Raw genomic sequence first — 21,729 nt, forward strand, 5'->3', positions numbered from 1 at the left:
GACAAAATAGCGGGAGAATTTCCCCAAGATTTCTACTTATAAAATATCGCCTATTGCATTGACAAATCGATGTGGTAGGCGATATAATTTTTTATGTTTTTGCAAGAACGGTTAAAGAAAGTTGCAGAAAATGCGCAGAAAGTGAATAAAAAAGAGGAATTCTGAAAGATTTTGTTTGGAATTCCGCATAGGAGGGAGAATATGTCCGTAAAGTATATTTTTGTCACAGGAGGCGTTGTCTCCGGTTTGGGGAAGGGGATCACAGCGGCTTCCCTGGGGAGGCTATTAAAAGCGCGCGGCCTGCGCGTGACCATGCAGAAATTTGACCCGTATTTGAATGTGGACCCCGGAACCATGAACCCGTTCCAGCATGGCGAGGTATTCGTCACAGACGATGGTGCGGAGACGGATCTGGATTTGGGGCACTATGAGCGCTTTATCGACGAAAATCTGTCGCAAAACAGTAACGTGACGTCGGGCCGCGTCTACTGGAATGTAATCCAGAAGGAGCGCAACGGCGACTATGGCGGCGGAACGGTACAGGTGATCCCTCATATCACAAATGAAATTAAGGCGCGCATTTCCGCGGGAAAGGAAAACGTGGATGTTGCGCTGATCGAGGTCGGCGGGACGGTGGGCGACATTGAAAGCCTGCCGTTTTTAGAGGCGATCCGCCAGTTTGCGGTCGAGGTGGGCCGTGCCAACTGCCTGTTTATCCATGTGACGTTGGTCCCGTATATCGCCTGCTCCCATGAGCAAAAGACAAAGCCCACGCAGCACAGCGTGAAAGAGCTTTTGAGCTTGGGCATCCAGCCGGATGTGATCGTCCTGCGCTCGGAGAAGCCGGTAGGGGAGGAGCAGAAGAAAAAGATTGCCCTGTTCTGCAATGTGCGCGAGGATTGCGTCATTGAAAACCTGGACCTGCCGCTTTTGTATGCTGTCCCTCTGGCTTTGCGGGACGAACGACTGGACGATATTGTCTGCCGCCACTTTGGTTTGGATACGAACGGGCCTGATTTGGGCGAATGGATCTCCATGGTGGATACCGCGATGAATCTGAAATCCGAGGTGACCATCGCGCTGGTAGGAAAGTACATCGAATTGCACGACGCCTATCTCAGCGTGGCGGAAGCGCTCACCCATGGCGGCATTGGAAACGAAGTGAAGGTGAAGATCCAATGGGTGGACTCCGAGCAGATTACGTTTGCAAACGTGGCGGAAGTCCTCGGGGACGCCGACGGCATTTTGGTCCCCGGCGGCTTTGGACAGCGCGGCGTAGAGGGGAAAATTGAGGCGATCCGGTATGCGCGCGAGCAGAAAATCCCATTTTTGGGCATCTGCTTGGGGATGCAGCTGGCTGTGGTGGAATATGCGCGGCATGTGCTTGGCTATGCCGATGCGAATTCCGTGGAATTTGATCCCCAGACCCAGCACCCGGTGATCGATTTGATGCCGGAGCAAAAGGATGTGGTGCAGTTGGGAGGCACCATGCGCTTGGGAAAATATCCCTGCAAGCTGGAAGAGGGTTCGAAAGCGGCTGCTCTGTATGGGGAGCCATTGATTGAGGAACGGCACCGCCATCGCTTTGAGGTGAACAACGATTTCCGGGAAGTTTTGGAAGAGGCCGGCGTATGCTTCTCCGGGAAATCGCCGGACGGCCGGATCGTCGAGATGATGGAATTGCCGGATCATCCCTGGTTTATCGCAGCCCAGTTCCATCCGGAATTTAAATCCCGCCCGAACCGTCCGCATCCTCTTTTTAAAGGGCTGATTGCCGCGGCAAAACAGCGCCGGGAAAAGAAATAAATATAGAATATTTGGGAAGCCTGATTTTTTCAAAAAAATCAGGCTTCTATGTATTTTACGACTAGGAACCATTTCCCAAAAAGATTTCCAAATTTCGGAATTTTTGAATTGACAAGGAAAATGGAAGGTGCTATCCTAAAGAAGAGTTTTCCGGGAAACGATACCCTTTTGTTAGCTTCTGCTAACTTGCGTTTAACTGCACGGCAAGTGCTGCTTTCAGCAGTTAGATGCAACTAAGAATACGCAAATAAGAAACAAAAGAGATCGAATGAAGGGAAGACGCAACATGAGAAAGAACGGAAAACGATTGGTACTGTCCGTTGGGGCAGTATTGACAGCCCTGTGTATTACGGCGGGCGTTACGATGGCTTGGTTCCATGACACGGAGCCGCTTGCGGCAAATTTCAGCGCAGGAAAGCTGGATATTACGGTCACACCGGATCAGGCGGAGCCGGGCGAGCAAAAGATCGATTTTGAGAACCTCCGTCCAATGACCGAGAAGGCATTTGCAGAAGAGCTGGCCGAAGCCGATGGGAACATCGTCAACGCAAATACAGAGGGATATTCCCCGGTACCGGTTTATTTCCATCCGGTGACGGTCCGCAATGAGGGAACCCTGCCAGCGCAGGTTTTGTTCCAGATGGTGGACGATGGGCCGGACGGAAAAGTCGATGTGGACGAGATCACGGTGGAAAATGTGACGGTTAACGGTCAGGTTTATGGGGAAAAGGTCACCCAGACCGGCGAACAGGTAACTTGCGATGCGTCGAATTATATTTTGAAGGACAAACTGAAAATTTTTGTCTATCAGAAGAACAGTGAAGGCAATTGGGAGAAGGTCCCAAATGTAAACCTCAACGAAGCGTCACTGGAAGAGGGCGAGACGGCCGCATTCCAGCCGTTTACCTCGGAAGAGCCGCTGCCGGCCGGTTCCGAAAATGAAGAACAGTTCCTGATCGCCGGTTACCTGCCGGAGGATGCGGGAAACGCATACCAAGCAAAGCATTATCACGGCGTGCTGTTGGTCTATGCCGGCCAGGTGGACGAGGATGCGGAATGGGGCCCGGCGGAGCCGGAGAAGCTCGCTGCTCCGACCGTCTATGGAGAGCCGGAAAAGGCGTTCTACAGTGACTATTACACCATCTCCTTCCAGGAGGAGGACTTGGACACAGTCGATGCATGGAAGGCCGCTGTGCAGAGAGTCACAGTCAATGGGGTGGAGTATTCCAAAACAGATTACATCACCTCCGATTCCAATCAAACCTACCAGCTGCCCCTTGCAGACAATGAGATCCGCATCGGAAGCGGGAGCTTCCAGTCCAGCACGACCTATCATGTGGTGGTTGAGGCAGAGGGCTATGAGAACTTCACCTGCGACATTGTTGCAGAATAAAACACCGATCCTATAGCCAATGCGGCTATGCGCCCGGCAACCCTGCCGGGCGCGTACGGTATCAGCGGCAGTTTATCCGGCGCAGGGCTTTTATAAAACATTCCTTTGGTATTTTATAGAGGCTATTCTGGAAAGACGATAAGCAAAAGGACCCGTATTGATACGGGTCCTTTTGCTTATCTGCGGTAGATTGGGTCAGCTCTTTTTAAAGACCCCAATTCCCAATAGGCCGGGGCCTGTATGGACACCCAGGGCGGGGCTGATCTGCCCCATTACGGTGATTTTTCCTTTGGGAATCCGTTTCCGGAGCTCTGCACGGATGAGTTCTGCCTCTTCCGGAGCGCCGCCGTGCATAATCGCCAATTCTACTTCATCATCGCCAGCCGTTTGCTGCGCAAGGGTTTCGATTTTGTGGATGGACTGCATCCGTCCAAGCGCCTTCCCGACCGTATAGTAGATCCCATCTGCATTGCAGGAGATCACCGGCTTTAAGTTGAGCGCCGTTCCAAATGCCGCCGCAACCAAGCCGATCCGTCCACCCTTCTGCAAATATTCCAAGGTTTTCACACAGAAAAAGACGCGGCTGTTGGGGAGCTCCGTGGGCATCTTTTGCAGCAATTCTTCCCAGCCCATTCCCTGCTCCAGATACTGTGCCGCCCGCAAAGCGAAAAAACCGCTTCCGATGGAAATGTTTTTGGTATCCAGGACAAAGCATTCCAGCCCCTCGTAGGCGTCGCCGAGGATTTTCATCACATTGCAGGTGCCGCTCAGCCCACTGGAAATGCATACGACCAAAACCTTTTCATACCCGTCCGCTTTGATGCGGTCAAAGACGCTTTGAATCATCGCTCCGTCCGGCAGGGACGTTTTCGGGACCTCCACCGGAAGCATGGCATACACCGTGTTTGCGCTGATGTTTACGCCGTCGAGATATTCCCGGTCCTTATATAAAATGCGCAAAGGGATCTGATAGATCCCGTATCTTTCCAAAAGTGCCTTGGGAATGTCCCCGCCGGAATCTGTTAAAACCGCTACTTTGTCTTTATTCATAGCAATAACCTTTCTGTTCAATGATATATAATGATAAGCACGCTATTATCTGATTTTAATAACAAGATTATAACGTGCTTGTATAGAAAAGTCAATGAACAGATTGTGAACCTTGATACGGCGCAAAATATGCCTGCGTATAGATCTCCTCGATTTCGCTGATGAGCGGATACCGCGGGTTTGCTGTGGTACACTGGTCCTCGTGCGCACGTTCTGCAAGCGCGGGCAGGCGGTCAAAGAAAAGCTTTTCGTCCACGCCGCATTCCTTGATGCTCGTGGGGCAGTCCAGCTCCTGCTCTAAGCGGTAGACCGCTTTGATCAGGTTTTGGACGCTTTCTTCTGTAGTATGGCCGCCGCATCCGATGAATGCGGCGATTTTTGCATATTTTTTGTCTGCAATAAAGGTTTCGTATTTGGGGAAAGCCGTAAACTTGGTGGGCTTTTGGGCGTTGTAAGCGATCACATAGGGAAGGATCACCGCGTTGGCGCGGCCGTGCGGGATGTGGAATTCCCCGCCCAGCTTGTGCGCCATGGAGTGATTTAAGCCCAAGAAAGCGTTGGTGAACGCCATGCCCGCAATGCAGGAGGCGTTGTGCATCTTTTCGCGCGCCACCGGGTCGGCAGCGCCGTTCTTGTAAGCGCGCGGCAGATATTCAAACACCATGCCGATCGCCTGCAGCGCTAAGCCGTCCGTGTAGTCGCTCGCCATGACGGAGACATAGGCTTCAATCGCGTGGGTGAGTACATCCAGGCCCGTGTCCCGGGTGGCTGCCTTGGGCAGGTTCCAGACAAACTGCGGGTCGATGATAGCTACATCTGGACGAACGGCGTAATCGGCGAGCGGATATTTGACGTTTCCATTCTGGCGGTCGGTGATGACCGTAAAGGCCGTCACCTCGCTGCCCGTGCCGGAGGTGGTCGGAATGGCCACCAGCTTGGCCTTTTCGCCCAGGCGTGGGAATTTGTAGGCGCGCTTGCGAATGTCCAGGAATTTCAGCCGCAGGCCGTCAAAGGAAGCCTCCGGATGCTCGTAAAACAGCCACATGCCCTTTGCCGCATCGATGGCGGAACCGCCTCCGAGCGCGATGATAACATCGGGTTGGAAGGCGCGCATGGCCTCCACACCCCTGCGGATGGTGGATACATCGGGATCGGGTTCGACATCGGAATAAATCTCAGAATGGCAATAGACCGGCCGCTTGCGCAGGAAGTACAGGATGCGATCCACGTAGCCCAGCTTTACCATTGTGGCGTCAGTCACAATGAAGGCGCGCTCGATATCCGGCATTTTCTCCAGATATTGGATCGAATCCTCTTCAAAGTAAATCTGCGGCGGTATTTTAAACCACTGCATGTTGACCCTCCTCTGTGCGATGCGCTTGCGGTTGATGAGGTTGACGGACGACACATTGGATGTGGTGGAATTGTGCCCATAGGAGCCGCAACCAAGCGTCAGGGAGGGGGTGTTTGTGTTGTAGATGTCGCCGATTGCCCCCTGGGAGGACGGCGAATTGGAGATGACGCGCCCGACCTTCATCTCTTTTCCATAGGCTTTGATGAGATCCGGATTGGTGGAGTGGATGACCGCCGAATGCCCCAAGCCGCCGAGTTCCAGCATCTTCTTGGCCATTGCAAAGCCTTCGCCGTGGCCTTTGACGGTAAAGTAAGCCAGTACAGGCGAGAGCTTTTCACGCGAAAGCGGATATTGGGGCCCTACGTCTTCCAGAGGGGCAATCAGGATCTTGGTCTTATCCGGGACTTGAATTCCGCTCTGCTCCGCAATCCAGCAGGCGGGCTTGCCGACAACGTCCGGATTGACCGCCTGCGTCTGTGGGTTGATGACAAAATGGGAGACCTTTTCGATTTCCTCCCCTTGCAGGAAATAGCAGTTGTTTGCTTTCATAATGCGTTCGAATTCGCCCGCAATCTCTTCGTCCACAATGACGGCCTGCTCGGAGGCGCAGATCATGCCGTTGTCAAAGGTCTTGGAGAGCATCAAGTCCGTGCAAGCGCGCTCCAACCGGGCGGTCTTTTCGATATAGCAGGGGACGTTTCCGGGTCCAACGCCCAGCGCTGGCTTTCCCGTGCTGTAGGCCGCACGGACCATGCCGCTGCCGCCGGTCGCCAAAACTAGGGATACGCCCGGATGGTTCATCAGCGCATTGGTGGCCGCGATCGACGGCGCAGTGATCCACTGGATGCAGTCCGCCGGGGCCCCGGCCTTGACCGCCGCGTCGCGCATCACCCGGGCCGCCTCGACGGAGGACTTCTGCGCGCTGGGATGGAACCCAAAGATGATGGGATTGCGCGTCTTCATACAGATCAGCGATTTGAACAGGGTGGTGGAGGTGGGATTGGTCACCGGGGTGACGCCGGCGACGACCCCCACCGGTTCGGCCACCTCCACATAGTCCTCCAGCTCGTTTTCTTCTATGATGCCGACCGTCTTCTGGCCTTTGATGGAGTGCCAGATGTATTCGGTGGCAAAAATATTTTTGATGATTTTGTCTTCCACAACGCCGCGCCCGGTCTCCTCATAGGCGAGCTTTGCCAGGCGCACGTGTTGATCCAGACCCGCCAGCGCCATGGCGTGGACAATGTTGTCCACCTGCTCCTGATCCATGTCCATAAAGGCGAGCAAGGCTTTTTGGGCCCGCTGCACCAGCTCATCGATCATCCCTTGGGCGTCCATTGCGGCATCTGCCGCGGCTTCGCGTGCATGCGCTTCTACGGCAACATCGGTCTCCGATTCCGGGATTCCCGCCCTTTTTACCACGGGAACCTTCTTTGCTTTCTCGTCAGGCATCCTATTTTCCTCCCACTTTGTATTTGCTGGTAGTATCTCCGGACGGGGGAAAAATATGCCGGATAGAATATGGCGCTTGCGTCTAGCGGCTTTATGCGGCGAAAATAGATTTTGGTGCGGTACATGGACGATTTCCCGAAGAAATGGCACGCGAGAAGCCCGGAAACGGGAATACAAGCCTATAATTATGCAGGAATGATAAAAAAGAGGGTAAGTTCCTTGGCAGGAACCTACCCTCTATTGGATATAATTTTTATGATTATTTTGTGGTGCGCATGGGATCATTTGTGATGCGGTAACAGAGCGTCATCAGGCTGTCGTTCAGATGGACATTCTCCACAATGGCATCCCCATATTTCATGTTGATGTCATAGTGGCTGAAATTCCAGAAACAGCGGATTCCCAGCGCATACAAGCGGTCGCTCAAGGATTCCACCGCGCTGCGCGGAACACAGAGAACGGCCATAGTCGGCTTTTCAAGGTTGCAGAACCGCTCCAGGGTGTCAATGTTGCGCACAGTGAGACCATTGATGGTCCGGCCGATTTTGGCGTCGGCATTGTCAAAGATTCCCGCCAGTGTGAAGCCCTCTGTCTCAAAGGAGAGATGGGAGGCGATCGCTTGGCCCAGGTTGCCCGCGCCGATCAAAACCGCTTTGTATGCGTGGGAGAGCCCGAGGATGTTTCCGATCTCTGTACAAAGCTGATCCACCATGTAGCCGTATCCCTGCTGCCCGAACCCGCCGAAGCAGTTGAGATCCTGACGAATCTGGGAGGCGGTGAGCCCCAGCTTTGCCGAAAGCTCGGTGGAGGAAATGCGCGTGACGCCCTTTTCCCGCAAAAGCTTGAGAAACCGATAGTAGCGGGGAAGCCGCCGGATAACGGACATGGAGATGTTTTCCCGTTTTGGCATAATTCGTAAGGTCCTTTCTATTTGAGAAAAAGAAAGCCGGTAAAGGTTGCGCCTTATACGAAGGAGATCAGAGCATCGCTGCGAGGCGCTTATCAATCTCCTTCAGGAAGGTCTCCGTGTCCACAGTGGTCTTGTTCGGCAGCTTGGAGAGGCTGGCCAGGTCGCCGGTCATCACGCCTTCTTCAATGGTCTGGATGGAGGCGCGCTCCAATTTATCCGCGAAGTCCATCAGGGCGGAGTTGCCGTCCAGCTCGCCGCGCTTGCGCAGGGCGCCCGTCCAGGCGAACAGGGTTGCCATGGAGTTCGTGGAGGTCTTTTCGCCCTTCAGATGTTTATAGTAATGGCGCTGCACGGTGCCGTGCGCTGCCTCATATTCATATACGCCATCCGGGGAAACCAGGACACTGGTCATCATAGCCAGGCTGCCGTATGCCGTGGCGACCATGTCGCTCATCACGTCGCCGTCGTAGTTTTTGCATGCCCAGATATAGCCGCCCTCGGAGCGGATGACACGGGCCACTGCGTCGTCGATCAGGGTGTAGAAATATTCGATGCCCGCCGCATCAAATTTCTCTTTGTACTCCGCGTCGAAGATCTCCTGGAAGATGTCCTTGAAGCGGTGGTCGTACTGCTTGGAAATGGTATCCTTGGTCGCAAACCAGAGGTCCTTTTTCTCGTCCAAAGCGTAGTTAAAGCAGGAGCGCGCAAAGCTGCCGATGCTCTTGTCCAAGTTATGGACGCCCTGGATGATGCCGCTGGATGTCTGGAAATCGTGGATGGTTGCGCGGGTCTCCTTGCCGTCCGCATCCGTGACGACCAGCTCTGCCTTGGAGCCTGCGGGCACCTGCATCTCCACATTGCGGTATACGTCGCCGTAAGCATGACGCGCAATGGTGATCGGCTTTGTCCAGGTGGGGATGAACGGGGTGATGCCTTTTACCAGGATCGGGGTGCGGAAAACCGTGCCGTCCAGCATGGCGCGGATGGTGCCGTTCGGAGACTTCCACATCTCTTTGAGGTTATACTCCTCCACACGGGCAGCATTCGGCGTGATGGTGGCGCACTTGACGGCCACACCATATTTCTTGGTAGCGTTGGCGCTGTCCACGGTCACCTGGTCGTTGGTCTCGTCGCGGTGCTTCAGACCGAGGTCGTAATACTCGGTTTTCAGGTCGATATAGGGCGTGAGCAGGATATCCTTAATCATCTTCCAGATGATGCGGGTCATCTCGTCGCCGTCCATCTCCACCAGCGGGGTGGTCATAGGAATTTTATTGGCCATGGGGAATCCCTCCATTTATTTTATATAGTTTAAATTATTTGGATTGCTCTCTTGTATAGTTCAGCAGGCCGCCGGCAAGGACCATTTCGCGCTGGCGTGCGGAGAGAACCGCTTCCGCCTCAAATTCAATGCCTTTGGTCAAATCTTTGACGATGATCTTCGAATTGTCGGCGATGGCGGAACGGATGTCCGGCAGTTCCAGCTCGTCCATCTGGTCGATGCGGTCATAATCGGCCTCATCCTTAAAGACCAAGGGGAGGATGCCGGCGTTTGCCAGGTTCGCGCAGTGGATGCGCGCAAAGCTCTTGGCGATGACCGCCTTAACGCCCAGATACAGCGGCACCAGTGCGGCATGTTCGCGGGAAGAGCCCTGGCCATAGTTTGCGCCGCCGATCACGATGCCCTTGCCGTACTCCCGGCAGCGAGCCGGGAATTCCTTATCGCAGACGCCGAAGCAGAAATTGCTGAGGTACGGAATGTTGGAGCGGTAGGGGAGGATCTTTGCGCCAGCCGGCATGATGTGGTCGGTGGTGATGTTGTCGCCCACCTTGAGCAGCGCTTTTGCCGCGATGGTTTCCGGCAGCGGGTCCGTCGTGGGGAACTCTTTGATGTTCGGGCCGCGCAGGATCTCGACCTTGTCCATCTCGCTCTCCGGCGCGGGCGCGACGACCATATTGTCGTTGATGAGGAACTTCTCCGGCAGAGCGATCGGCGCTTCTTCACCCAACGTCTGCGGGTTCGTAAACACGCCGGTCAGAGCGGAAGCCGCTGCAGTCTCCGGGCTGACCAGATAGATCTGGCCGTCGGCCGTTCCGGAACGGCCCTCGAAGTTGCGGTTGAAGGTGCGCAGGGAGATGCCCTTGGAGTTCGGGGACTGGCCCATGCCGATGCAGGGGCCGCACGCGCATTCCAGAATGCGGGCGCCTGCAGCGATCAGGTCGGCCAGAGCGCCGTTTTGTGCGAGCATATTGTAAACCTGCTTGGAACCCGGGGCGATCGCAAGGCTGACATCCGGATGGACGGTTTTGCCCTTCAGGATGGAAGCGACGCGCATCAGATCCAGGTAGGAGGAGTTTGTGCAGGAACCGATGCAGACCTGATCGACCTTGATTGCGCCGATCTCGTCCACAGTCTTGACGTTGTCCGGGCTGTGCGGGCAAGCGGCCAGCGGGACCAGCTCGGAGAGGTCGATGGAGATTTCTTCGTCATAGACCGCATCCGGGTCGGAGGAGAGCTCCACCCAATCCTCCTCGCGGCCCTGTGCCTTCAGGAAGGAGCGGGTGATCTCGTCGGACGGGAAAATGGATGTGGTAGCGCCCAACTCAGCGCCCATATTGGTGATGGTGGCGCGCTCCGGAACGGTCAGGCTCTTGACGCCCTCGCCGGCATACTCCACAATTTTGCCAACGCCGCCCTTGACCGAAAGGATCTGCAGGACCTTCAGGATGACGTCCTTGGCAGAAACCCACGGGGAGAGCTTACCCGTCAGATTGACGCGCAGCATTTTGGGCATGGTGATGTAGTAGGGGCCGCCGCCCATGGCGACCGCGACGTCCAAGCCGCCCGCGCCCATGGCCAACATACCGATGCCGCCGCCCGTCGGGGTGTGACTGTCGGAGCCGATCAAGGTTTTGCCCGGAATGCCGAAGCGCTCCAGATGTACCTGGTGGCAGATGCCATTGCCCGGCCGGGAGAACCAGATGCCGTGCTTCTTGGCGATGCTCTGAATAAAGCGGTGGTCGTCCGCATTTTCAAAGCCGGTCTGTAGGGTATTGTGGTCGATATAGGCAACGCTCCGCTCCGTCTTGACCCGCGGAACGCCCATTGCTTCAAATTCCAGATAGGCCATGGTGCCGGTCGCATCCTGGGTGAGGGTTTGGTCGATCTTCAGGCCGATCTCGCTGCCGACCGTCATTTCGCCGCTCACAATATGGTTTTTAATGATCTTTTGCGCCAAAGTCAGTCCCATATGATTTTCCTCCATTTTACTTTCGCAAGTTTTCGTGAGTGATCCTATCTAATTAATTATTCCTATTATCGTTCAAATTGCTAAGATTGTCAATATATTCACACAGATGCTTCTACAGGATTTCTGCGTCGTTTTTTGGCACAATTCCAAGAAATTGCCCCAAAGGAATGATCTTCGTTTGAAAAGTTCCAGAGCGAAAGGGGGATTCCCGATAGGCGCCTGGGTTGAATGCGCAAAAAAATGATGCTATAATACAGGGGAAACTTGCACCGAACCGCAATTTTTCCACTCCCACTGCGTATGAACGGCGGCGGGGCCGGAACACTAAGCGGTAGGAGGTGGCAAGTATGGAAAAAACGTATTCGGCCATGCGTGCCGCGCGCTACGCTGTGGCGCAGCCGGCCGGCGCCCGAAACGATAGCGGAGAAAATAAAGACCGCAGCGAAGCGCGCGACGATGAAAAACAGCAGACCGACCAGATTGTGGACACCGGTTCGGTGATCACCGGCGATGGCCGGCATATGATCCATTGCCTGACGGTGATCGGCCAAATCGAGGGACATAATGTTTTGCCGTCGCAGAATAAGACCACAAAATATGAGCATGTGATCCCGCAGCTTGTGGCGATTGAGGAAGAACCGCGGATCGATGGGCTGTTGATGATTTTGAACACCGTGGGCGGGGATGTGGAAGCCGGCCTTGCCATTGCGGAGCTGGTCGCCGGGATGAAAAAGCCGACCGTTTCCCTGGTGCTGGGTGGGGGGCATTCCATTGGGGTGCCGCTGGCTGTGGCGGCCAAGCATTCGTTTATTGCGCCGAGCGCGACGATGACGATCCATCCCGTCCGGATGAACGGCCTGATGTTGGGGGTCCCGCAGACGCTGGAATATTTTCAACGGATGCAGGAGCGCATTACGCAGTTTGTGACCGACAACTCCCATATTACGCCCCAGCGCTTCTACGAGCTGGCGATGAACACGGAGGAACTGGTGATGGATGTGGGGACGGTCCTCGATGGGCCGGACGCCGTGAAGGAGGGCCTGATCGATTCGCTGGGCAGCCTTTCCGATGCAATTGACTGTTTGTATCAGATGATCGACAAGGCAAAAAAGGCGGAGAAGAAGGCTTCAAAGTCCACGAAAAAGACCGGCAAAAAGGCGTAAAGGCCGTATCCTTGCGCAGGAGACGGAATCTGGCCGGCCTTTCGGCCTTGTTTTGGAAGAATGGGCGCGGCATATGCCGCGCTTTACATATTTGCTTTTCAATAGATGGCGGCTCCGATCCGCCGGAGTAATTGGGGGATAAAGTGGCTGGTAAATACGCAAAGAATACAAAAACTGCAAAAAAGAGCGCGCCTGCAAAGCGGAGCAGCAGCCCGCAGGCAAGACGGCAGGCGGAAAAACAGCGAGCGGCCAATCGCCGGGCCAGTGAGAAAAAGACCACAAAGGCCGAGCGCGAAGCGAAGCACGCAGAGGAAGCCAAGCAGCACAATCAGATTCTGGCCATCGTGCTTTTTGCGCTGTCCATCTTCATGGCCTGCTTGGTTTTAATCGAGGGCGACCATGTATGGCTTTGGCTACATAATCTGTTGATGGGCCTGTTCGGGACATGCGCCATCCTCTGGCCCGTGTTGCTGCTGTATATTTCCATTGTCACGGCGTTTGAACGGCGGAACGGACGAATGCGCGTGAAGATCGGCATTATGGTGGGAATCATCATTTTGGTGTGCGCCGCGTTCTACATCTTTGGGGAGTCGGCGCAGGAGAGCGCACCATTCTTCCAGACGCTCGGCAGCCTCTATGGAAAGGGCATCGAGCGCTCCGGCGCGGGCCTTGTGAGCGGCCTCCTTGGAATCCCGCTGGTGCTCCTGTTGGGGACGGTTGGCGCACGCATCGTGATTGTCCTGTTGCTGTTTGTGGCGGTGATGATCCTCACCGGCACCAGCCTGGTACAGCTTTTCCGCACCGTCGCAAAGCCGGCGGAGGTGGTTGCCAACAACATCGGCGAGGCGCGTGAACGCCGCCAGATCGAGCGGCAGCGCGATATGAACATCGACATTGCGTTGGACCCGGACGATCCCAACCAACTGCCTGCGCATCCGGTCAAGTCGGTCAAGCCGCAGAGGAACGAGAAACTCGAAAAATTGGAAAAAGTATTCCATTCGCCGGACCCTGTTTTGGATATGGAGGACGGACCGGGCACTTCGAAGGCGGAGGACGCTGCGGAAGTGTTCCGCAAGCCCATCGGCGTACAGCCCACGGATTCTGTGGTAGAGCCCGTGGAGGGTGCTCCCGCGGAAGAGCCGCCCATGCCCTTCGTGCCCAAGCCGGTGGAACACAGGAAGCCTGCGGCTGAGCCAGCTGCGAAAGAGGTGCAGCTCACCATGATGGACGAGCCGCCGCAGGACGGCGAATACCATTTCCCGCCGGTCTCGATGCTGGAGACCACCAAGGCGACGGATGAAAACGAAGTAGCCCACGAATTGCAGACAAACGGCCGGATGCTGGTTGAGACATTGAAGAGTTTTGGCGTGCAGACAAAGATTCTGGACATCTCCCGCGGCCCGGCGGTAACGCGCTATGAATTGCAGCCCGCTCCGGGCGTGAAAATCAGCAAGATCACCAACCTTGCGGACGACATCGCCATGAACCTGGCGGCCTCCGGCGTGCGCATTGAGGCGCCAATCCCCGGGAAGGCCGCGGTGGGCATTGAAGTGCCGAATAAAAAGGTCAGTGTGGTGCGCATGCGCGAGCTGATCGAATCGAATACCTTCGCCACCAGCAAGAGCCGCCTGACCGTGGTGCTGGGGCGCGACATTGCAGGCGAAATTGCCACGGCCGACCTCGCCAAGATGCCGCATCTGCTGATCGCTGGTTCCACGGGTTCCGGTAAGTCGGTGTGCATCAACTCGTTGATCGTCAGCCTCTTGTACAAGTCCACGCCGGACGAGGTGCGTTTCCTGATGATCGACCCAAAGGTGGTCGAGCTCGGCATCTACAACGGCATTCCGCAATTGTTGGTGCCGGTTGTGACCGACCCGCGCAAGGCCGCCGGAGCGTTGAGCTGGGCGGTCACGGAGATGCTCAAGCGGTATAAGATCTTTGCGGAGAACAACGTGCGCGATCTTGCGGCGTACAACCGCCTGGCCAGCTCCTGCGGCTATCAGGACGAGCAGGGCCAGCCCATGCAGCATATGCCGCAGATTGTCATCATCATCGACGAGTTGGCCGACCTGATGATGGCCGCGCCGAACGAGGTGGAGGACTCCATCTGCCGCCTGGCGCAGATGGCGCGCGCCGCGGGCATGCATCTGGTCATCGCCACGCAGCGCCCCTCGGTCGACGTCATCACGGGCATTATCAAGGCGAATATCCCCAGCCGGATCGCGTTTGCGGTTTCCTCACAGGTGGATTCCCGCACCATCCTCGACATGGGCGGCGCGGAAAAGCTCCTGGGCCGCGGCGATATGCTGTTTTCGCCGGTGGGCTCCCCGAAGCCGATCCGCATCCAGGGCTGTTTTGTCAGCGACAGCGAGATCGAGAGCATCGTCAACTTTATCAAGAAGTCACAGGAGCCCGGCTATGATGCGAGCATCGCAGAGGAGATTGAAAAGAACGCCGTTGCAGAAAAGGGAAGCTCCGGGGCGGACACTTCGGACTCCGACCAAGATCCCATGATGCCCGAGGCGATCAAGTGCGTGGTGGAGGCTGGCCAGGCTTCGACCTCGCTGCTGCAGCGCCGCCTGCGCTTGGGCTATGCTCGCGCGGGAAGGCTGATCGACGAGATGGAGCAGATGGGCGTTGTCGGCCCGCATGAGGGCAGCAAGCCGCGCCAAGTGCTGATTACCTATCAGCAGTGGCTGGAGATGAACATGCGCGTCAGCGACGAGCAGAGCAACCAAACAGACGAATAAAAACCATCACGGGCCGCTTCCGCTTTTCCGAAGCGGCCCGACGACGCAAAAGGGATAGGGATATGGCTTTTTTACCGATTACAAAGGAAGAGATGTTGGCGCGCGGATGGGATGCGCCCGATTTTGTGCTGGTGACCGGGGACGCCTATGTGGATCACCCGACCTTCGGCACCGCGATCATTTCGCGCCTGTTGGAGCATTACGGCTATCACGTGGCGATCTTGTCCCAGCCGGATTGGAAAACCGACCGCGATTTTCAACGCTTTGGCAAGCCGAAGCTGGCGTTCCTGGTCAACGCGGGGAACATCGACTCCATGGTGGCGCACTATACCGTAGCGCGCAACCGCCGCAAGACGGACGCCTATTCGCCGGGGAACCGCCCCGGCCTGCGCCCGGACCGCGCGGTCACGGTCTATTCGCAAAAATGTAAGACCCTCTATCCGGACGTGCCGGTCATCATCGGCGGCCTGGAGGCTTCGCTGCGCCGGTTTGCCCATTACGATTATTGGGCGGACAAGGTCCACCCCTCGGTTTTGGTGGACTCGGGCGCGGACCTGATCTCCTACGGCATGGGGGAAAAGCAGGCCATCGAGATCGCCAAGCGGCTGCTGGATGGGGAGCCGGTTGCCAGCATTACGGACGTGCGCGGCACCTGCTACCTGGTGCCGACGCGCGATTACCGGCCGGGCCCGGCGGTGGAATGTCCCAGCTATGAGCAGGTCTGCGCGGACAAGCGCGCATATGCCCTGTCCTGCCGGAAGCAGCAGGACGAACAGGATGCGGTGCGCGGCAAGCGGGTGATCCAGCGGCATGGGAATCAAATTCTGGTACAGAACCCGCCGATGCCGCCGCTGACTCAAAAGGAGCTCGACGAAGTCTATGAGCTTCCCTATGAACGGACCTATCATCCCTGCTATGAGAAGGTCGGCGGTGTGCCGGCGATCCAGGAGGTGGAATTCTCCATCACGCACAACCGCGGCTGCTTTGGCGCGTGCAATTTCTGTTCCATTGCCTTCCATCAGGGGCGCGCGGTCACCACGCGGAGCGAGGAATCCGTCCTGCGGGAAGCCAAGCTGTTGACGCAGAATCCCCATTTCAAGGGATATATTCACGACGTGGGCGGGCCGACGGCCAATTTCCGGCACCCGTCCTGCAAAAAGCAGGAGAAAGCGGGGCTGTGCCCAGGGAAAAAGTGCCTTGCGCCGAAGGCGTGCCCTGCGTTGCAGGTGGATCACAGAGAATATCTCGATTTGTTGCGCAAGGTACGCGCCCTGCCCGGCGTGAAGAAGGTCTTCATCCGGTCGGGCATCCGGTTTGACTACCTGATGGAGGACCCGGACGACACTTTTTTCCGCGAGCTGGTGCAGCACCATGTGAGCGGCCAGCTCAAGGTCGCGCCGGAGCACTGTACGGCGCGCGTGCTGGACTGCATGGGAAAGCCGCACATCGAAACATACCTCGCCTTCCAGAAGCGCTTTTTTAAGTTGACCAAAGAGATCGGCAAGGAGCAATATTTGGTTCCCTACCTGATGTCCTCGCATCCGGGGAGCACGCTGAAAGACGCGGTGGAGCTGGCGCTTTTCATCAAGAAGAACCACCTGCACCCCGAACAAGTGCAGGATTTCTACCCCACGCCGGGGACAATCTCCACCTGCATGTTCTATACCGGATTGGACCCATATACAATGAAGGAAGTCTATGTCCCGCGCACCAGCAAGGAAAAGGCGATGCAGCGGGCTTTGATGCAGTATTTTATTCCGAAGAATAAACCGCTGGTGCTGGAGGCGCTCAAGCTGGCGGGCCGCACGGACCTCATCGGCCGCGGGGAGAACTGCCTTGTCTGGGGGCCCGCGCCGGAGGCGCCCCAGAGGAAAAAGACGGATGCGAAGCGCGGGAAGCATCCGTCCAAGAACAAACCGGAGCACCGGCGGGGGAAGCGCCGGTAAGGGGGAACCTTCATGGGGCAAGAACGCATGGGACGGAAACGGTATGTTGCGATCCTGCTTCTTTTGCTGGTGATCGTGCTCTTCGCCTGTTTGCCGGCATCGTCCGCGGTGTGGCGCGACGTGCGCCGGGCCTGCGGATTGGGGACCTTTTCCGATGCGGCGGACGATGCGCCCTTTGCCCTCCACGTGTTGGATGTAGGGAAGGCGGACAGCCTTCTGCTGGAATGCGGCGGCGAGGCCATGCTGGTGGACGGAGGGACGCCGGACCGGGGCGAAGAGGTGGTCCAATATCTCACCCGTCGGGGAATTGATTCCCTGCGCTATGTGGTGAACACGCACCCGGATGCCGACCACATCGGCGGCCTGCCGGAGGTGTTGCAGGCGTTTCCCGTGGCGGCATACATCGCGCCGGAGCTTTCGGTGGATACGGTGGAATACCGCCGGACCCAGCAGATTTTACAGGAAAAGGCCATTGCGGTGCAGTATCCGCAGGCGGGGACCACATTTTCCCTCGGCGGGGCGGAGATCGAAGTATGGACGCCGCCGTCCGCCGCGGACGGTCTTAACAACCATTCGCTCGTTTTGCGCGTTGTCTACGGGGACACGGCCTTTCTATTGATGGGCGACGCAGAACGAGAGGAGGAAGAGGCGCTTTTGGCGAGCGGCATGCCGTTGCGCGCGGATGTGCTCAAGGTAGGGCACCACGGAAGCGATACCTCCACGGGGAAAGCACTGTTGGACGCAGTGCAGCCACGGTATGCGGCGATTTCCACGGCGTGGGACAACAGCCGCCTGCCGCGGGAGACCGTGCTTCGCCGGCTGCGAAGCGCCGGGGTTGCGTTGTACCGCACCGACGTCTGCGGCACGCTCCTGTTTCTGAGCGACGGTGAAACCGTGCGTGTGGTCACAGAGAATGAGGCTTGCGCCTGAGCGCACTTTCGTGTATGATGAAAAGGATTCAAACAAGGGAGGAATCCATCATGCGAATTTTGGTGATCGACCGTTTCGAAGGCACCTATGCGATTTGCGAGGATAAAGATCAGAAATTTTTCGCCATTGAAACCAATGAGCTTCCCGCCGGGGCAACGGAGGGAACGGTTTTGGAGATCGACGACGAGGGCGTGATCCGTGTTAACGAAGAAAAAACGGCGGCGCGCCGCTCGAAGATCAAAAAGCTCCAGGACAAGCTTTGGAAAGAATAAAGAAGACGGAAAAGGCCGGCCTTCCCGCAGCAGGAAGGCCGGCCTTTTTGTATTTAGAATGCAGAGAGCATGTGAATATTTTTGACATTATAGAATATTTCGGGAAACGGATTGTTTTGTATCCATGGCTGTGCTATGCTTTTTCTATGCAAAAAGAAAGAAGGCGAAAGGATGCAGAACCGGACGGATTTACGATCTTTGTTGCGTTTGGTCGGACGCAGCAGCCCGATCTGGCTTTTGTGTATGCTGTTCTGTGCCGCAGGGGTCTATGGGATTTCCGCGTATTGCATCCCGCCCTCCTATATGGCGTCCGCCACCCTCTACATATACAATTCGCAGGAGGGCGCCCGTGAACTGGACGCCGGAAATGTGGACACCTCCCGAAAACTGGTCAGCACCTGTTCCGTCGTTTTGCAAAGCGACCGCACATTGGAGCAGGTTTTGCGCCGGACGGGTGGAAAGCGTTCCCTGGAAGAGCTGCGCGGAATGTTGCACATGGAAGCCGTCGATCATACAGAAATTTTGCGCATTTCGGTGTCGTCCGGCGACCCGGAGGAGGCGGCCACCCTCTGCAATACGCTGTTGGACTGTGCGCCGACGGAACTTTTGCGCGTCTTACAAGGGGGCAGTGTGAAAGTGATCGACACAGCCACCGTGCCGGAACATCCGGATTCTCCCAATGCCGTTGTAAATGCCATTTTGGGGGCTGTGTTGGGATTGGCCGGTTCGATCACGGCGATTTTGACATGGAATCTCCTGGATGGGCGTGTCCGCACTGCGGAGGAATTGGAGCCGTGCGGCGCACCCGTGTTGGCGGAGATCCCCATCCCGTTTCATTTGGGGGAGGAGGCCACATGGTGCGAAGGAAGCAACCCAAACATTTCAAGCAATCCCCGCCTTTGTTGACGGATTTTAGCCCGCCGGAGTTGTGGGACAGCTATCGGGCGCTGTACACGCGGTTGCTTCTGCCTACGCAGGTGAAGGAGCAGCGTGCCGTGGCGGTCGCCGGGGTGCGGCCCGGCGCTGCCCATGCGGTGGTCTGTGCAAACCTGGCGGCGGTGGCGTCGCGTTCGGAACGGGTGCTTCTGGTGGACGCCTGCCTGCAAACCCCACAGCAGCACGCCCTTTTTCAGGTATCGAACGTCCACGGTTTCTCGGAGGCCCTTTTGGGGCGCTGTGAATGGGCGGCTTGCGTCCAGAAGAACGTCCGCCCCGGGCTGGACCTGTTATCCGCTGGTGCTTGGACACCGGATGTGGCCGCTTGTTTTCACACAGCACGCGTGGAAGCGCTGTTCGAGGAAGCGCGCCGCTCCTATGGCCTTGTGTTGGTGGACACCCCGCCGGTCTGCTGTTCGCCGGACGCGCTCCTGGTTGGACAGTCTGCGGCGGGCGTTTTGTTGGTCGTTTGCAAACACAGGGACCGGCGCACCGAAGTGCAGGAGTCTGTTGCGAAACTCCACGGCGCGCAGGTGCCCTGTTTGGGCAGCGTGTTGGTCCGGGAGGCGCGCAGCAGGGCGCCTTTTTGTATTACAAATTGTTAAATCACGTCCCTATTTTGCAGGGTGTATTTTCCTTTTGGGGAGAGAATACTATTTCCCAGAACCAAAAGGAGGAACTTGCGATGTTTCAGAATACCGTGCATGGGGAATGTATCTATGGAAACCTGCTCAACGGCGAATGGGTGGAGTCGGAATCGGGAAAACAGTTGGAAATCCGTTCGCCGGTCGATGGGAGCTTGATTGGAAAAATCCAGGCTATGACAAAGAAAGAGGTTGACGAGGCCATCCAGGATACCAAGATGCATGCGCGCGCTTGGGCGGAGACCCCCATCTATGAGCGTGCGGAGGTGTTTTACCGTGCAGCCGACCTGCTGGAAGAGCGCGCGCAGGAGATTGCGGAGATCCTGACCATGGAGGTTGCGAAGGAAAAGAAATCTGCTCTGTCCGAAGTGACACGTTCCGCGGACCTGCTCCGTTACACCGCGGATATGGGAAAGAGCATGGAGGGGCAGGCGATCAGCGGGGAAAATTTTCCCGGAGGCTCCCGGCGGAAGCTTTCATTTGTCCGGCGGGCTCCCCTGGGGACGGTCTTGGCGGTTTCCCCGTTTAATTATCCGGTGAATCTCTCCGTCTCAAAAATTGCGCCGGCGCTGATTGGCGGCAATACGGTGGTTTTGAAGCCTCCCACCCAGGGGTCCATCAGCGCCCTGCACCTGGCGGACGTCCTGCAAAGTGCAGGGCTGCCCGGCGGCGTGCTCAACACCGTGACCGGGCGTGGAAGTGAAATCGGGGACTATATTGTCACACATGAGGGCATTGACTTCATCAACTTTACCGGCAGCACAGAGATTGGAAGGCATATTTCCAGCTTGGCGCGCATGACGCCGCTTCTGCTGGAACTCGGCGGCAAAGACGCAGCCATCGTGTTGGAGGATGCCGACCTCGACTTTGCCGCCGACGCCATCGCGGACGGCGCATATGCCTATTCCGGCCAGCGGTGTACAGCCGTCAAGCGCGTGTTTGCAACGGACAGCGTGGCGGACCAGCTGGTGGAGAAGCTCAAAGCGCGCGTAGAGAAGATGCAGGTAGGCGATCCGCGCGACGGCGCGATGATTACCCCCTTGATCGACGAGAAGGCGGCGGAATCCGCCATGGAGCTGATTGCGGAGGCCTTGGAAAAGGGGGCGATGCTGGTGACCGGGAACCGCCGGGAAAAGAACCTGGTCTATCCAACCCTGTTGGACCGTGTGACCGAGGAGATGGAGGTGGCCTGGAAGGAGCCCTTTGCGCCAATTTTGCCAGTCATTCGAGTGAAAGACATTGACCAAGCGGTGGAACTTGCGAACCGTTCGGAATATGGGTTGCAGTCCTCCGTATTTACGAACGACATCAACCGGGCGTTTTCCATCGCGGAGCGGTTGGAGGTCGGTACGGTGCAGATCAACAATAAAACGGAGCGCGGGCCGGACCATTTCCCGTTCCTGGGCGTCAAGGCCAGCGGCATGGGGACGCAGGGCGTGCGGTATTCCATCGAAGCGATGACCCGTCCGAAGGCGATCACCGTGAACCTGCGGGAAGATTTCTAAAATGGGTTGTGTAGATATATACAGGTGTTTATCTAATAATAGCATATCTAAATCTCTTGTGCAAGAAGTATTTTCCGTAGAATAGGAAATAAGGAGTGACGGATATGCGAGATGAGGACTTTGGCACGATTCGAATCAAACTGGAAGAAGTCATTCAACAAAGTAGCTTGAGCAAAAATAAAGTCGCGCAGCTTTCGCAAACGCAGAGAGGGCAATTGAACCATTATTGCAAAGGGGACATCCAGCGCATCGACTTGGCGATTTTATCGAGGCTTTGCTATGCGTTGGATTGCCGCGTGGAGGATGTTTTGGAGTATATCCCACCACAAACAAAGAATTCTATATAAAATGGGAGAACCTGTTGTGG

16 protein-coding genes are annotated in these 21,729 nt (G+C 56.5%); 11 read left to right on the forward strand and 5 right to left on the reverse strand.

Annotated elements, in window-relative coordinates:
• Positions 1–201 precede the first annotated feature (201 nt).
• A complete protein-coding gene (locus I2G69_RS13370) occupies positions 202–1,806 on the forward strand; it encodes a CTP synthase (RefSeq protein WP_191362921.1) in 1,605 nt (534 codons plus the stop codon).
• Positions 1,807–2,092: 286 nt separating this feature from the next.
• Positions 2,093–3,199 carry a TasA family protein gene (locus tag I2G69_RS13375; RefSeq protein ID WP_195560935.1) on the forward strand — a complete coding sequence of 369 codons (1,107 nt, stop codon included), beginning with the start codon at positions 2,093–2,095 and terminating at the stop codon, positions 3,197–3,199.
• 195 nt (positions 3,200–3,394) lie between these two features.
• Here I2G69_RS13375 and I2G69_RS13380 read toward each other — a convergent pair whose 3' ends face one another.
• The 5 genes from I2G69_RS13380 to I2G69_RS13400 form a co-directional block, all read right to left on the reverse strand.
• On the reverse strand, positions 3,395–4,249 hold the full coding sequence (locus I2G69_RS13380; RefSeq protein WP_195560936.1) for a DegV family protein: 855 nt from the start codon (positions 4,247–4,249) through the stop codon (positions 3,395–3,397).
• Between the two features lie 91 nt (positions 4,250–4,340).
• Positions 4,341–7,055, reverse strand: coding sequence for a bifunctional acetaldehyde-CoA/alcohol dehydrogenase (gene adhE, locus I2G69_RS13385; protein WP_195560937.1), 2,715 nt, complete (start codon positions 7,053–7,055; stop codon positions 4,341–4,343).
• Positions 7,056–7,314: 259 nt separating this feature from the next.
• Positions 7,315–7,965, reverse strand: coding sequence for a redox-sensing transcriptional repressor Rex (locus I2G69_RS13390; RefSeq protein WP_191441578.1), 651 nt, complete (start codon positions 7,963–7,965; stop codon positions 7,315–7,317).
• Between the two features lie 67 nt (positions 7,966–8,032).
• Positions 8,033–9,247 carry an NADP-dependent isocitrate dehydrogenase gene (locus I2G69_RS13395; protein ID WP_087230752.1) on the reverse strand — a complete coding sequence of 405 codons (1,215 nt, stop codon included), beginning with the start codon at positions 9,245–9,247 and terminating at the stop codon, positions 8,033–8,035.
• A 34-nt stretch (positions 9,248–9,281) separates the two neighbouring features.
• Complete coding sequence (locus I2G69_RS13400; RefSeq protein WP_191405380.1) at positions 9,282–11,216, reverse strand: aconitate hydratase; 1,935 nt, start codon at positions 11,214–11,216, stop codon at positions 9,282–9,284.
• 347 nt (positions 11,217–11,563) lie between these two features.
• Between I2G69_RS13400 and I2G69_RS13405 the strand changes: the two genes are divergently transcribed.
• The 9 genes from I2G69_RS13405 (at position 11,564) to I2G69_RS13445 (ending at position 21,709) form a co-directional block, all read left to right on the forward strand.
• Positions 11,564–12,379, forward strand: a complete 816-nt coding sequence (locus tag I2G69_RS13405; protein WP_273700992.1) for a ClpP family protease — start codon at positions 11,564–11,566, stop codon at positions 12,377–12,379.
• Positions 12,380–12,522: 143 nt separating this feature from the next.
• The gene (locus tag I2G69_RS13410) at positions 12,523–15,129 is read left to right on the forward strand and encodes a DNA translocase FtsK 4TM domain-containing protein (RefSeq protein ID WP_330610169.1); all 2,607 of its coding nucleotides are present in this window, start codon (positions 12,523–12,525) and stop codon (positions 15,127–15,129) included.
• Between the two features lie 62 nt (positions 15,130–15,191).
• Positions 15,192–17,075 (forward strand): YgiQ family radical SAM protein, encoded by a 1,884-nt coding sequence (locus tag I2G69_RS13415; protein ID WP_191395881.1) that lies wholly within the window; start codon positions 15,192–15,194, stop codon positions 17,073–17,075.
• A gap of 12 nt (positions 17,076–17,087) precedes the next feature.
• Positions 17,088–18,005, forward strand: a complete 918-nt coding sequence (locus I2G69_RS13420; RefSeq protein WP_195560938.1) for a ComEC/Rec2 family competence protein — start codon at positions 17,088–17,090, stop codon at positions 18,003–18,005.
• A gap of 50 nt (positions 18,006–18,055) precedes the next feature.
• Positions 18,056–18,277 (forward strand): DUF3006 domain-containing protein, encoded by a 222-nt coding sequence (locus tag I2G69_RS13425; protein ID WP_191362912.1) that lies wholly within the window; start codon positions 18,056–18,058, stop codon positions 18,275–18,277.
• Between the two features lie 171 nt (positions 18,278–18,448).
• Positions 18,449–19,183, forward strand: a complete 735-nt coding sequence (locus tag I2G69_RS13430; RefSeq protein WP_195560939.1) for a YveK family protein — start codon at positions 18,449–18,451, stop codon at positions 19,181–19,183.
• Positions 19,132–19,818 (forward strand): CpsD/CapB family tyrosine-protein kinase, encoded by a 687-nt coding sequence (locus tag I2G69_RS13435; RefSeq protein ID WP_195560940.1) that lies wholly within the window; start codon positions 19,132–19,134, stop codon positions 19,816–19,818. The genes I2G69_RS13430 and I2G69_RS13435 overlap by 52 nt, the downstream gene beginning before the upstream one ends.
• A gap of 80 nt (positions 19,819–19,898) precedes the next feature.
• On the forward strand, positions 19,899–21,362 hold the full coding sequence (locus I2G69_RS13440; RefSeq protein WP_195560941.1) for an NADP-dependent glyceraldehyde-3-phosphate dehydrogenase: 1,464 nt from the start codon (positions 19,899–19,901) through the stop codon (positions 21,360–21,362).
• A gap of 104 nt (positions 21,363–21,466) precedes the next feature.
• A complete protein-coding gene (locus tag I2G69_RS13445; RefSeq protein ID WP_087230772.1) occupies positions 21,467–21,709 on the forward strand; it encodes a helix-turn-helix domain-containing protein in 243 nt (80 codons plus the stop codon).
• Positions 21,710–21,729: the final 20 nt, after the last annotated feature.

This window comes from Anaeromassilibacillus sp. D41t1_190614_C2, from assembly GCF_015558525.1.
GTDB classification, from domain to species: Bacteria; Bacillota; Clostridia; order Oscillospirales; family Acutalibacteraceae; genus Anaeromassilibacillus; species Anaeromassilibacillus stercoravium.